General features: G+C 59.6%; 12 protein-coding genes and 4 tRNA genes. 5 read left to right on the forward strand and 11 right to left on the reverse strand.

Annotated elements, in window-relative coordinates; all coding sequences use genetic code 11:
* The 6 genes from CAF77_RS23715 to CAF77_RS23740 form a co-directional block, all read right to left on the reverse strand.
* A partial coding sequence (locus tag CAF77_RS23715; protein WP_256577993.1) for a DUF6531 domain-containing protein occupies positions 1-1,386 on the reverse strand: 1,386 nt, incomplete at its 3' end.
* A gap of 226 nt (positions 1,387-1,612) precedes the next feature.
* Positions 1,613-2,020: an SEL1-like repeat protein gene (locus CAF77_RS23720; RefSeq protein ID WP_085655490.1), complete on the reverse strand. Its 408-nt coding sequence runs from the start codon at positions 2,018-2,020 to the stop codon at positions 1,613-1,615.
* Entirely contained in the window at positions 2,021-2,392 is a 372-nt protein-coding gene (locus CAF77_RS23725; RefSeq protein ID WP_003223109.1) for a hypothetical protein, read from the reverse strand.
* Positions 2,389-2,730, reverse strand: coding sequence for a helix-turn-helix transcriptional regulator (locus tag CAF77_RS23730; protein WP_007950435.1), 342 nt, complete (start codon positions 2,728-2,730; stop codon positions 2,389-2,391). Before CAF77_RS23730 ends, CAF77_RS23725 begins: the two co-directional genes overlap by 4 nt.
* Before the next feature lie 114 nt (positions 2,731-2,844).
* On the reverse strand, positions 2,845-3,300 hold the full coding sequence (locus CAF77_RS23735; RefSeq protein WP_085655489.1) for a YkvA family protein: 456 nt from the start codon (positions 3,298-3,300) through the stop codon (positions 2,845-2,847).
* A gap of 297 nt (positions 3,301-3,597) precedes the next feature.
* On the reverse strand, positions 3,598-4,320 hold the full coding sequence (locus CAF77_RS23740) for an FKBP-type peptidyl-prolyl cis-trans isomerase (protein ID WP_011333164.1): 723 nt from the start codon (positions 4,318-4,320) through the stop codon (positions 3,598-3,600).
* Between the two features lie 270 nt (positions 4,321-4,590).
* On the opposite strand from CAF77_RS23740, the gene CAF77_RS23745 reads away from it, so the two are divergent.
* On the forward strand, positions 4,591-6,399 hold the full coding sequence (locus CAF77_RS23745; protein WP_085655488.1) for a di-heme-cytochrome C peroxidase: 1,809 nt from the start codon (positions 4,591-4,593) through the stop codon (positions 6,397-6,399).
* A gap of 26 nt (positions 6,400-6,425) precedes the next feature.
* On the forward strand, positions 6,426-7,562 hold the full coding sequence (locus CAF77_RS23750; protein WP_371915549.1) for a catalase family protein: 1,137 nt from the start codon (positions 6,426-6,428) through the stop codon (positions 7,560-7,562).
* 145 nt (positions 7,563-7,707) lie between these two features.
* Here CAF77_RS23750 and CAF77_RS23755 read toward each other — a convergent pair.
* From CAF77_RS23755 to CAF77_RS23770, 4 genes are all read right to left on the reverse strand, one after another.
* Positions 7,708-7,784 (reverse strand) — tRNA-Asp (locus tag CAF77_RS23755).
* Between the two features lie 19 nt (positions 7,785-7,803).
* Positions 7,804-7,879 (reverse strand) — tRNA-Val (locus tag CAF77_RS23760).
* Positions 7,880-8,069: 190 nt separating this feature from the next.
* A tRNA-Asp gene (locus CAF77_RS23765) sits at positions 8,070-8,146 on the reverse strand.
* A 19-nt stretch (positions 8,147-8,165) separates the two neighbouring features.
* Positions 8,166-8,241 (reverse strand) — tRNA-Val (locus CAF77_RS23770).
* A 159-nt stretch (positions 8,242-8,400) separates the two neighbouring features.
* Between CAF77_RS23770 and rdgC the strand changes: the two genes are divergently transcribed.
* From rdgC to sugE, 3 genes are all read left to right on the forward strand, one after another.
* On the forward strand, positions 8,401-9,321 hold the full coding sequence (gene rdgC, locus CAF77_RS23775) for a recombination-associated protein RdgC (protein ID WP_085655486.1): 921 nt from the start codon (positions 8,401-8,403) through the stop codon (positions 9,319-9,321).
* 162 nt (positions 9,322-9,483) lie between these two features.
* Positions 9,484-10,449, forward strand: coding sequence for a bile acid:sodium symporter family protein (locus CAF77_RS23780; RefSeq protein ID WP_085655485.1), 966 nt, complete (start codon positions 9,484-9,486; stop codon positions 10,447-10,449).
* Between the two features lie 118 nt (positions 10,450-10,567).
* Positions 10,568-10,882 (forward strand): quaternary ammonium compound efflux SMR transporter SugE, encoded by a 315-nt coding sequence (sugE, locus tag CAF77_RS23785; RefSeq protein ID WP_064378689.1) that lies wholly within the window; start codon positions 10,568-10,570, stop codon positions 10,880-10,882.
* A gap of 122 nt (positions 10,883-11,004) precedes the next feature.
* Here the strand turns inward: sugE and CAF77_RS23790 are convergent, their stop codons facing one another.
* Entirely contained in the window at positions 11,005-12,879 is a 1,875-nt protein-coding gene (locus CAF77_RS23790) for an MFS transporter (RefSeq protein WP_085655484.1), read from the reverse strand.
* Positions 12,880-12,914: the final 35 nt, after the last annotated feature.

Genomic DNA, 12,914 nt, shown 5'->3' on the forward strand with positions numbered 1-12,914 from the left:
GACCACCGCAGCGCCCTCGACCTCCAGCCGATGCGCCAGCGAGTGACTCCAGCCAAACCCCAGCCCGACATCGATCTCGACCGCACTGGTGCGATACAAACGGCTGAACTCAAACGACAGCAGCCCGTCGAGCACGCCATCGGTCAGCGTCAGCAGCTCTTCGCCGGTGACCATCGACACCGGACACCCGTTGGTGCAGGTTCGGGGTGCACAATCGGCGCTGTCACCGTTGGGATTTTTCGCCTGATCCGGGGTGTCGTCGTGGTGCTCGTCTTTTTTCAGGGAGGCATTGCGCCGGGCATCCCAGCGCAATTGCATGCGGCCCTTTTTCACCCCGGCGGCGATGCCCCGTGCGGCGACGGATTTGTACTGGTTCACGTAGCCGATGAAGGTGCTGACGATGCCGAACATCGCCTTCACCAGGCGCGTCACCGCCGACAGCAACTGAGCGCCACGATCCGCCAGACGCAAGGTCAGATACGCAATCCCCGCCCCGGCACCAACGAAGGTCAACACAACGCCGATCAACACATCGATCAGCAGTTGCACCACTACCATCGATACCGCCTCGGCGGTTTTCCCGGCAATTTCACTGGGTGGCAGCATCTCCAGCCAGAGGCTGGCAGTTCGCAGCAACAAACACAGCGCTGCTTCGTCACTGACCAGTAACTGAAGCTTCTCCATCATTTCAGGCGCGGTTTCTGCCAGCGCGATCAGCTGTGCTGCGCCACTGCCCAACCGCTCGGCAAACTTTCCGGGATCCTTGAGAATCTCCGACAGCAACCCGATGCTGTCCCACACCCCCTCGATCGCCGCCCAACTCCCGGCCAGCATGCCGTTCCCGGCTGCCGTGGCCACCGACTGCGACCACTGCGGCTTGAAACCCTGCCACTCGCTGCGCAGCCAGCCATCCAGCTGCCGAGTCAGGCCATCGTAGGATTCGAAAAGCGCATCAACCTGCTGCTCGCTGGCCTCGCCGTGCACCACCACCCGATAAAACTTGCCCGCCTCACCGGTGAACACCCCTTTGCCCTGAACATCCAGGGTGACGGACTCGACTGCACCGCCCTCCACCGCCACCACATCGACAACGATGTCGCCCAACGGAATGTCGTACGCCGACTCGAACTTGCTCTCGATCTCCATTCGCCCGGAATACGGGCATTGCACGACCGCAGAGGAGAAGCGGTTGTCGTCAATCGCAACCGCCGTGCTGTGCTCGCCGAAACGGATGATCCGCTCCATCCCCATCAGCGAAGGCAGATCAGCCGCATGACTGACGCCGTCTGCCGAGCGAGGGAGCCAGTACTTGAGCTGCTCGCGATAGAGATCAAGGGTGCGGGGAAAGCTGTCGAGTTCTTGCTCGATGCGGGTGACGGCATCCATCAGCGCATTTCCATGCGCATGGCGAAACGAAAAACCGGGTCAAACATGTGCGTTCCCTCGCGCAAAAATCAGGCGAGGGACTTTGCGGGGGATCAATCAGAAAAGAAGTCAGGCGAGTAGGCAGAGGATGTAGGAGAAGTCTGTAACTGCTTTTTTATCGAACTGCAGACGCAAAAACGGGGCGGGAGGTTTCCCTCGCGCCCCGTTCACGGAACAGATGACTTGCTTATCGAGAAGCGTCCCGGCCGGCCAGCTCTTTCAACTTGAGCTCGGCCAACGGATGCCCGGCCTTCGCGGCCATCGTCCACCAGCGAGCGGCTTCCGAAGGATCCGGCGCTTTGCTCGGTGTACCTGCGAGACTGATGACACCCACCTGATACGCCGCCTTGCCATCCCCGGCCAGCGCCGCCAGTCGCAGCAACCGGATACCTTCTTCACGTGCGCCCAGGCCAACCCCGCGAAATGTCAGGATGTGTCCGTAAAAACTCTGCGCGCCGACATCGCCCAGATTGGCCATGCGCGCAAACTGCCCTTCGAGCCAGCGCCAGCCGCGGGGCTGACGAACAAACCACGACCAGTGAAACAGCCTACGGGCCAGCCAGTAACTTGCCCGCGCCTTGAGTCGTAAAAACACTCAAGCCTCCGCCGATTCCGGGTACTCGTACTCAAAGACCCGCACCACTTCCGAAGCATGCCAGGAGGCGGCGGCAACACCGTCGGACGGCCCGGAAAAACGCCCCAGACGCTCGACACATTCAAAGAATCCGGTGCGTGGCAGGCGACTGGCGCCCTGGCTGATCACCAGCGAGCTGCGCAATGGTTGTTCGGCTTTCGCGTCCAGTGCCGCGAGGTGCTCCAGTGCAGCGGTCAATGTCTGCATCGCCGGCGTCGGCAGTTGCAGGCGTTCAAGCAACGCTCGATAAGTCAAAAGATGGCGCTGCCTGCGCGCCTGATCCAGCTCCCCCAGCAATCCGTCCCAATGTTGACGACTGATGCGTACGCTCACGATTGTTCCCTCCACCCTGGCACCGTCAACTCCCAGGCCAGGCTGCGGCGAATCGCGGCGTCGGGCAGACGCTCGCCACTTTCGATCATGGCCAGGTAAGACGGGCTGATGCCTACCGTGCGGGCCAGCGCCTCAATGGCGATGCCCTTCCCTTCGCGCAAACTGCGTAACTGATCCAGACCTGGAAGAATCGGGTCCGGGGTTGCCGCAAGCGGCGCTGGAGCCGGTTGCGACGGTGCTTCGTTGATGCCTGCTGCTTTCAGTAGAGCCTGATACTGAGCCCATGGCAAAACCGCATATTCGGGTTCGCCATCGCGTGCAATTATCTGAATATCCATGACTACCCCGTAGGACAACAACACTTAGCGAGTCGGCACTTTTCCCTAGAAGTGTAATCCTAACAGCGGGCAAGGTCGTGGGGGGTATCTATCTGTGTACGAGGCTGTCGCGATTCAGGACTTTTTCGGCCCCTGAAGCTGAAGTTGCTCGGGCGTATCGGGCAGACGCTCGAGCACTCTGAGCTTTTCCGGCGCCTGGCGCTGACGCCACAGGCGGAAGGCATTCAGTTCATCGTCGAGAGTTTTCATCAGCCAGGCGAGGACGGCGATGTCATCGAGCATGCCGAACATGGGAATGAAATCCGGGATCGCATCCACCGGACTGAGGAAGTACATCAGACCGGCCACTACCGAAACGATCGCCTTGGCGCTGATAGCACGGTACTCGCCGCGCCAGTACGCCAGACACAGTGCCTGCAACAGACGCAAATCATCCTTCAGCTTGCCGAGACGATTGCCTTGGGCGGCGCCTTTGCTGGCCACGGCGAACAACAAGGTCGGCAAGCGGCCTCGAGCCAGCAAGCGGCCGGCCAAAGGCAGGAATCGGGCGAAATTCCATGGCGCTTTCATTTATTTCTCCCGTTGAAATGTTATCCACACAAATTGTGGATAACCTTGTGAACAGAGCTGCATTTCAGCGCTGAGAGCCCCGTTTCACAAGGGCTGCGCTTAAATCGGGCGTTTTTTACTCACATAAAAAATCCCAATATTTCATTGACTTGGCGGTTCCAGACGTCTAGCGCTGACAACCTTAAAGTCTAGGACTGCCCTGGCTGGCATCGGTTCGGTCTGTTTACGCCGACCATCGTCCAGATGCAACAACGCCCCGCATAAGCGAGGCGTTGTTGGGGAAACCGGTGCCGAAGTTTATTGCTTGGCGGCAGCGGCGTCTTCTTTGGCTGGATCCTTGATGGCCAGCAGTTCCAGGTCGAAGACCAGAACCGAGTTGGCCGGAATTGCCGGGCTTGGCGATTGTGCGCCGTAAGCCAGATCGCTAGGGATGTACAGCTTGTACTTCTCGCCAACGTGCATCAGTTGCAGGCCTTCGACCCAACCCGGGATCACACCGCTGACCGGCAGATCGATCGGGCTGCCGCGCTCGACGGAGCTGTCGAAGACGGTGCCGTTGGTCAGCTTGCCGGTGTAGTGAACGGTCACGACATCGGTAGGCTTGGGCTGCGGGCCGTCGGCTTTCTTGACCACTTCGTACTGCAGACCGGAAGCGGTGGTGGTAACGCCAGCCTTCTTGCCGTTTTCTTCGAGGAATTTCTTGCCGGCGGCTGCCGACTCTTCGCTCATCTTGGCCATACGCTCTTCGGCACGCTTTTGCAGCGCGGCGAAGGCTTCGACCAGTTCTTCATCTTTCAGCTTCTGTTCTTTCTTGCCGACGGCATCTTCGATGCCCTGGGCTACCGCTTTGGAGTCCAGATCATCCATGCCTTCCTGAGCAAGGCTCTTGCCCATGTTCAGGCCGATACCGTAGGAAGCTTTTTGCGCCGGGGTTTTCAGCTCTACGCTGGTCTGCGAATCACAACCCGCGAGTACCAGGCTAACCAGGGCAACCGCCGCCGCCAACCGATGCTGTTTCATGCTATTTCCTTGTTCATGCGCCGAAAGGGCAATCGAGTAAAGCCGCGAGCTTATCAGGCCGCCACGACCAATGGCTACCGGCATGAGAGCAGGAATCTTCCGATAAGTTCAGGGATTAAAAAGCATTTGGCGAAAGGCACGATGAAGCTTCTGTCATCTTTCGCCGACAGTGATTGATGCCGCTTCCCACAACACTTGGCGTAATGGCCACTTGCCGCACACGACCTGGCTCAGGCATAACAGCGCAACAACTCGACAAGGATGTTTATCTTGCGCCTCTTATACCGTGTGTTGACGCTGATCGTGGTGCTGCTGGGACTGGCTCTGGCGGTGGTTGTTTACTATGTCGCCAATCCGAGATTGCCCTTCCCCGCACCTGCAAAACAGGTGCATTACCTGAACCAGTGGACTGAGCAAGAGCGCCAGACCTACTACTTCACCCCGCAGGGGACGCAGGTCAAAGGCCTGCGCTATGAATGGTTCCAGGCGCTGGAGCTGCCGTTCTCGCAGCAACGCTTTGCCTCCCCGGAATACCTCGCGCGCTTCGGCTTTCTGATCGATCCGCAACAGAAAGCCACGCCGGACAACCCGGGGAATCTGCCGGTGGGTTTCGCCCGGCACCAGAATCCCGGCAGCTCCGAGCAATATCTCGACATCACTTGCGCGGCCTGCCACACCGGGGAACTGCACTTCAATGGCCAGGCAGTGCGCATCGACGGCGGTTCGGCCCAGCATGTGTTGCCCTCCAGCGTTCCTACATTGCGCGGCGGCAGTTTCGGACAGGCATTGGTCGCCAGTCTCGCCTCGACCTACTACAACCCATGGAAACTCGAGCGCTTCGCCCGCCACGTGCTGGGCAATGACTACGAAGCACGCCACGAACAACTGCGCAAAGACTTCAAAAGCTCACTGAACACCTTCATCAAAGTGGCCTGGAACGACACTCACCTTGGCCTCTACCCCACCGAAGAAGGCCCGGGCCGCACCGATGCCTTCGGGCGTATCGCCAACGCGACCTTCGGCGATGCGATCTCCCCAAACAATTACCGCGTGGCCAATGCCCCGGTGGATTACCCACAGCTGTGGGACATGTGGACATTCGACTGGGTGCAGTGGAACGGCTCGGCGCAACAACCGATGGCGCGCAATATCGGCGAGGCTTTGGGCGTCGGCGCCACTCTGAATTTCTTCAACGCTAACGGCCAGCCGCTGCAAGGCGATGAGCGCTATGCCTCCAGCGTACGTGTGCGTGATCTGCACAAGATCGAAGAAACCCTGCAAAGACTGCGACCGCCGGCATGGCCTGAAGAGTTGCTCGGCGTCGTCGACAGACCCTTGGCAGCCAAGGGGCGAGCCCTGTTCGTCGAGAATTGCGCCGGATGCCACGTTCCGCGTCAGACCCAGGAAGGCGAGCGTTGGGTGCAACACCTGCACATGCTCCCGGTGGACGTCATCGGCACCGACCCGAATGCGGCCAACAACATTGCCAATCACCGCTTCGACCTAACCGCCCTGCAATGGAACCCGGCGGAACTCGAACAAATGGACGTGAAGTTGCACCCCAAACCCAAGGAGCCGCTGGACCTCAGCCAGTTGTCAGTGGCCAAAGGACTGGCTTACGTCACCGCCTTCGTGGAAAACCGTGCGTACCGTGAAGCGGGTGTCACCGCCGCCGAGAAACCACAGCTCGATGGCTTCGGCCTGCCGATCGGCGTTCGCGAAAAAGTCGCCTACAAGGCGCGTCCGCTTGCCGGCGTATGGGCCACGGCCCCGTTCCTGCACAACGGCTCGGTGCCGAACCTTTATCAGTTGCTGTCGCCTCAGGACGAGCGCGCCACCACGTTCTATAAAGGCACCTTCGAATACGACCCGCGCCATCTGGGCTATCGCACCGAAGCCTTCACCAACGGCTTCCTGTTTGACACCCGCATTACCGGCAACCACAACAGCGGTCACGAATTTCGCGCCGGCGAACGCGGCAACGGCGTCATCGGCCGACTGCTGCTGCCAGAAGAGCGCTGGGCGCTGCTCGAATACCTGAAAGTGCTGGGCGGCCCGCTGGAGGCGCAACTGCCATGATCTTCAATTCCTTCAAAAGACTTTCGCTGCTGGCGCGTTTCTGGCTCTGGCTGGGACGGATACTGGGCAAAACCCTGTTGATCCTGCTGGTGATCGGACTGATCGGCTGGGCCCTGACCACCGCCTGGTTCGCCTGGCAGCACCGTGGCCCGGTGTCGGCACTGGAACAGATTCCAGATGGCGAAGCCGCCATGACCCAGGACGTGATTCAGACCGCGGTGCGCATCGTCGATCAGCACCGCGAAAGCACCCGCTACCTGCGCGACGCCCATGCCAAGGCCCATGGCTGCGTGAAAGCCGATGTGCAGGTGTTGCCGGATCTGGCTCAGGAACTCCGCCAGGGCGTCTTCAGCGAACCGGGCAAGCTGTGGAAAGCGACGATGCGCCTGTCCAACGGCAACGCCTATCCGCAATTCGACAGCATCCGCGATGCCCGGGGCATGGCGCTCAAATTGCTCGATGTGCCGGGTAAATCCTTGCTGGCCGATCGTCAGGGGCTGCACGAGCAGGATTTCGTGATGTTCAGCCATCCGAATTTCTTCGTCAGCGATGTCGCCGAGTATCGTCAGAATGTGTCCGCGCAGGCTGACGGCAAGAAGGTCATGGCGTTTTTTCCGGGGTGGGATCCTCGCACCTGGCAAATCCGGCATCTGTTCATTGCGCTGGCGACCCTTTCGCCACCACCGGAAAGCCCGACCCGCACGACATATTTCTCGGTATCGCCCTACAAGTTCGGCGAGGCCAACGCCAAGTTCCGAGTGATGCCGGATCCGGAGCGCTGCCCCGCTTACACCCTGCCGAAACAGAACCAGGATCTGCCGAACTTCCTGCGCAACGCGTTGAATCAACAGCTGTCGACCGATCGAATTCCGGCGTGTTTTGTGTTGCAGATCCAGCGGCAGGACGCGAACAAGTACATGCCGATCGAAGACACCAGCATCGAATGGCGCGAGCAGGACAGCCCATTCCAGACAGTGGCCCGGATTACCCTGCCCCCGCAGGACTTCGACACCCCGGCGCTGAACCTGCAATGCGATAACCTGTCGTTCAATCCCTGGTTCGGTATCGATGCTCATCGCCCGATTGGCGGGATCAACCGCCTGCGCAAAGCGGTGTATGAAGCGGTCAGCGATTACCGCCACAGCCGCAATTCGGCGCAATAGCAGCGCCAGAAACGAAAAAAGCGACCATCAAAGGTCGCTTTCTCATGTTCAGGCCCGGCAAAAGCCAAATCCCGGACAGCAAAAAGCCCGCACTAGGCGGGCTTTCTGTGGTGATCTGGCGTTCAGTGTTCCAGATTACCGAATATGGCGCAGCGGACGGGACTCGAACCCGCGACCCCCGGCGTGACAGGCCGGTATTCTAACCGACTGAACTACCGCTGCGCGAAACGCTTGAAACGAATGGTGGGTGATGACGGGATCGAACCGCCGACATTCTGCTTGTAAGGCAGACGCTCTCCCAGCTGAGCTAATCACCCTTCGCTTCGTTACGGGGCGCATTATGCCACAGATTTTCGTAATGTGTTGATTTAATTGAAGTTTTTTTCAAATAAATCCGAAAACCGGTGAAATGACACATCCCGCAGGTACAACTCGAGGCAGAAAAAAACCCGCCTTGGCGGGTTTTTCCGTGGTGACCTGGCGTTCAGTGTTCCAGGTTACCGAATATGGCGCAGCGGACGGGACTCGAACCCGCGACCCCCGGCGTGACAGGCCGGTATTCTAACCGACTGAACTACCGCTGCGCTAAACACTTGAAACGAATGGTGGGTGATGACGGGATCGAACCGCCGACATTCTGCTTGTAAGGCAGACGCTCTCCCAGCTGAGCTAATCACCCTTCGCTTCGGTGTGGCGCGCATTCTACGGAGCGACCTAACCTCTGGCAAGCACTTTTTTAAATAATTTTCTTAGCCCTTCCAAAGGCTTAGAGAAGGGTTGGCCTATGACCCGGCGAAGACAATAATGCCCCCCTTTGTATAAAGGAGAGACTCACCCCATGTGGTTCAAAAACCTGCTTATCTATCGCCTGACCCAAGACCTGCCTGTCGATGCCGAGGCGCTGGAAACTGCACTGGCCACCAAACTGGCGCGTCCATGTGCAAGCCAGGAGTTGACCACCTACGGTTTCGTCGCGCCATTCGGCAAAGGCGAAGATGCTCCACTGGTGCACGTCAGCGGTGACTTCCTGCTGATCTCCGCCCGTAAAGAAGAACGCATTCTGCCGGGCAGCGTCGTGCGTGACGCGGTCAAGGAAAAGGTCGAAGAGATCGAAGCCGAGCAGATGCGCAAGGTCTATAAGAAGGAACGCGATCAGATCAAGGATGAAATCATCCAGGCTTTCCTGCCGCGCGCCTTTATCCGCCGCTCGTCGACCTTCGCCGCCATCGCGCCGAAACAGGGTCTGATCCTGGTCAACTCGGCCAGCCCGAAACGCGCCGAAGACCTGCTCTCCACCCTGCGTGAAGTGATCGGCACCCTGCCGGTTCGTCCGCTGACCGTGAAAACCGCGCCGACCGCCGTGATGACCGAATGGGTCACCACCCAGCAAGCCGCCCCGGACTTCTTCGTCCTGGACGAGTGCGAACTGCGCGACACCCACGAAGACGGCGGCATCGTGCGTTGCAAGCGTCAGGATCTGACCAGCGAAGAAATCCAGCTGCACCTGAGCACCGGCAAGGTGGTGACTCAACTGTCGCTGGCCTGGCAGGACAAACTGTCGTTCATGCTTGACGACAAGATGACCGTCAAGCGCCTGAAGTTCGAAGATCTGTTGCAGGATCAGGCGGAACAGGACGGCGGCGACGAAGCCCTCGGCCAACTGGACGCCAGCTTCACCCTGATGATGCTGACGTTCGGCGACTTCCTGCCGGCGCTGCTTGAAGCACTGGGCGGCGAAGAGACTCCGCAGGGGATCTAAGCGTAAAGCGGTTGCAACGGAAGAAACCGAATCAACTGTGGGAGCTGGCTTGCCAGCGATAGCGGTGTTACAGATAGCTCAAATGGCGTCTGACATGCCGCCATCGCTGGCAAGCCAGCTCCCACAATGTTTTGTGGTGTCATTAATAACAAGGAACAGGCCATGCGCGCACTGGCTGCACTGAGTCGTTTTGTCGGCAATACCTTCGCTTACTGGGTTCTGATTTTCGCGGTGATCGCGTTCCTCCAGCCGGCCTGGTTCCTCGGCCTCAAAGGCGCCATCGTGCCGCTGCTCGGGCTGGTGATGTTCGGCATGGGCCTGACCCTCAAACTCGACGACTTCGCCGCCGTCGCTCGCCATCCGTGGCGTGTGGCGCTGGGGGTCGTCGCGCATTTCGTGATCATGCCGGGGATGGCGTGGTTGCTGTGCCAGATATTTCATCTGCCGCCGGAAATCGCCGTCGGCGTGATTCTGGTCGGCTGCTGCCCAAGCGGCACCTCATCAAACGTCATGACCTGGCTGGCCCGTGGCGACCTGGCGCTGTCGGTGGCCATCGCCGCCGTCACCACCCTCCTCGCCCCGCTGTTGACCCCGGCGCTGATCTGGCTGTTGGCCTCGGCGTGGTTGCCGGTTTCGTTCATGGAACTGTTCTGGTCGATCCTGCAAGTGGTGCTGCTGCCGATCGTCCTCGGCGTGGTCGCGCAACGCATGCTCGGTGACAAGGTACGCCATGCGGTGGAAGTGTTGCCGCTGGTGTCGGTGATCAGCATCGTGATCATCGTCGCTGCCGTGGTTGCCGCCAGCCAGGCGAAAATCGCCGAATCCGGCCTGCTGATCATGGCCGTGGTGATGCTGCACAACAGCTTCGGCTATTTGCTGGGTTATTTCACCGGGCGCCTGTTCGGCCTGCCGCTGCCACAGCGCAAGTCCCTGGCACTGGAAGTCGGCATGCAGAACTCGGGGCTGGGGGCTGCGCTGGCCAGTGCGCATTTCTCGCCCCTGGCGGCGGTGCCGAGTGCGCTGTTCAGTGTTTGGCACAACATTTCCGGGGCACTGCTTTCGACGTACTTCCGGCGGATGAGCGAAAAACAAGACCGTGAAACGCTGGCGCAACAGACGGCCGACTGATTCCGGATCGCGGTGCGGCGCACATTTTTAGGTAGTATGTGCGCCACGCGGGGACGACCCTGCGGCTCAATCGAGTTTTCAATCTGGGGACGGCCCCGTCAATCGATGGAGGCTTTTCATGTCCTGGATCATTCTGTTTTTCGCCGGCCTGTTCGAAGTCGGCTGGGCCGTCGGCCTGAAATACACCGATGGCTTCAGCCGTCCGCTTCCGACCGTTCTCACCGTTGCCGCCATGGCAGTCAGCTTGGGCTTGCTGGGTCTGGCGATGAAGGAACTACCGCTGGGCACGGCTTATGCGATCTGGACCGGGGTCGGTGCCGTGGGCACGGTGATTGCCGGGATCATTTTGTTTGGCGAATCGATGGCGTTGATTCGCCTGGCCAGTGTCGCGTTGATCGTCACCGGACTGATCGGGCTCAAGGTCAGCGCTTAAGCCACTGGCCTCATCGCGGGGAAGCCCGCTCCCACAGGTTTTCGGTTGTGCACAAAGCTCATGTTCTCTGGAGAGCCTGTGGGAGCCGGGCTTGCCCGCGATGAGGCCGGCACGGCCAATGATTATCTGACAGTCCCGCGCAATTCCCCGACCAACACCTGCAGCTCCGCCGGTTGCGCTGCTTCAACGGCGACCGGTGCACCCGCCACCAGCGTCACCCGCGACCACAAGCGCCGGAACAGTCCTTTATTGGGATCGCGGCTGAAGAAACTCCCCCACAACCCCTGCAACGCCAGCGGAATCACCGGCACCGGCGTTTCTTCGAGAATCCGCGTCAGCCCGCCCTTGAACTCGTTGATCTCGCCATCGGCGGTCAACTTGCCTTCCGGGAAGATGCAGACCAGCTCACCCTCCTTCAGGTACTGGGCAATCCGGGTGAAGGCTTTTTCGTAGATCTGGATGTCTTCCTGGCGTCCGGCGATAGGAATCGTCCCCGCCGTGCGGAAGATAAAGTTCAACACCGGCAGGTTGTAGATCTTGTAGTACATGACAAAGCGAATCGGCCGACGCACCGCGCCGCCAATCAGCAAGGCATCGACGAACGACACGTGGTTGCATACCAGCAACGCCGCGCCCTCATCCGGAATCGCTTCAAGGTTGCGATGCTCGACGCGGTACATGGAATGGCTGAGCAGCCAGATCATGAAACGCATGCTGAACTCGGGGACGATCTTGAAGATGTAGGCGTTAACACCGATGTTCAGCAGCGACACCACCAGGAACAGCTGCGGAATCGACAGTTTCACCACACTCAACAACACGATGGTGACAATTGCCGAGACCACCATGAACAGAGCGTTGAGAATGTTGTTGGCCGCGATCACTCGCGCCCGCTCGTTCTCGGCGGTGCGTGACTGGATCAATGCGTACAACGGCACGATGTAAAAACCGCCAAAAATTCCGAGGCCCAACACATCGATCAACACCGCCCACGCATGGCCAAAACCGAGCACTTCGGTCCAGCTGTGGCCGACGGCGCTTTCCGGGATTCCACCGGAATGCCACCACAGCAACAAACCGAAAACCGTCAGCCCGAACGAGCCAAACGGCACCAGGCCGATCTCGACTTTGCGCCCGGACAGCTTCTCGCACAGCATCGAGCCCAGTGCAATGCCGACCGAAAACACCGTCAGAATCAGGGTAACGACGGTTTCGTCGCCGTGCATCCACTCCTTGGCATAAGCCGGGATCTGCGTCAGATAAATCGCCCCGACGAACCAGAACCACGAGTTGCCGACAATCGAACGCGACACCGCAGGCGTCTGTCCCAGGCCCAGTTTCAGGGTTGCCCAGGACTGACTGAAGATGTTCCAGTTCAGGCGCATTTCCGGGGTCGCCGCTGCTGCGCGCGGGATGCTGCGACTGGCCAGATAACCCAGCACCGCGATGCCGACAATCGCGGCGGACACCACCGGCGCGTAATTGGCCGACGACATCATCACCCCGGCCCCAATGGTCCCGGCCAGAATGGCCAGAAACGTACCCATCTCCACCAGCCCGTTGCCGCCGACCAGTTCGTCGTCGCGCAAGGCCTGTGGCAGGATCGAATATTTCACCGGCCCGAACAGCGCCGAGTGCGTGCCCATGGCGAATAGCGCCACCAGCATCAATGACAGGTGATCGAACAGGAAGCCGACGGATCCCACGGCCATGATGGCGATTTCCGCCAGTTTGATCAGACGGATCAACGCATCCTTGGCGAATTTTTCCCCGAACTGCCCGGCCAGCGCCGAGAACAGAAAGAACGGCAGAATAAACAGCAACGCACACAGGTTGACCCAGATCGAGCGGTCACCCTCGATGGTCAGCCGATAGAGAATGGCGAGGATCAGCGACTGCTTGAACACGTTGTCGTTGAACGCGCCCAGCGACTGGGTGATAAAAAACGGCAGGAAGCGCCGGGTACGCAGCAGGTTGAACTGTGAGGGGTGACTCATCTTCCGTGTGACCCTGTTGTTTTTGGAAAGAGAAG

This window comes from Pseudomonas sp. R15(2017) (assembly GCF_002112685.1).
GTDB lineage: Bacteria > Pseudomonadota > Gammaproteobacteria > Pseudomonadales > Pseudomonadaceae > Aquipseudomonas > Aquipseudomonas glycinae.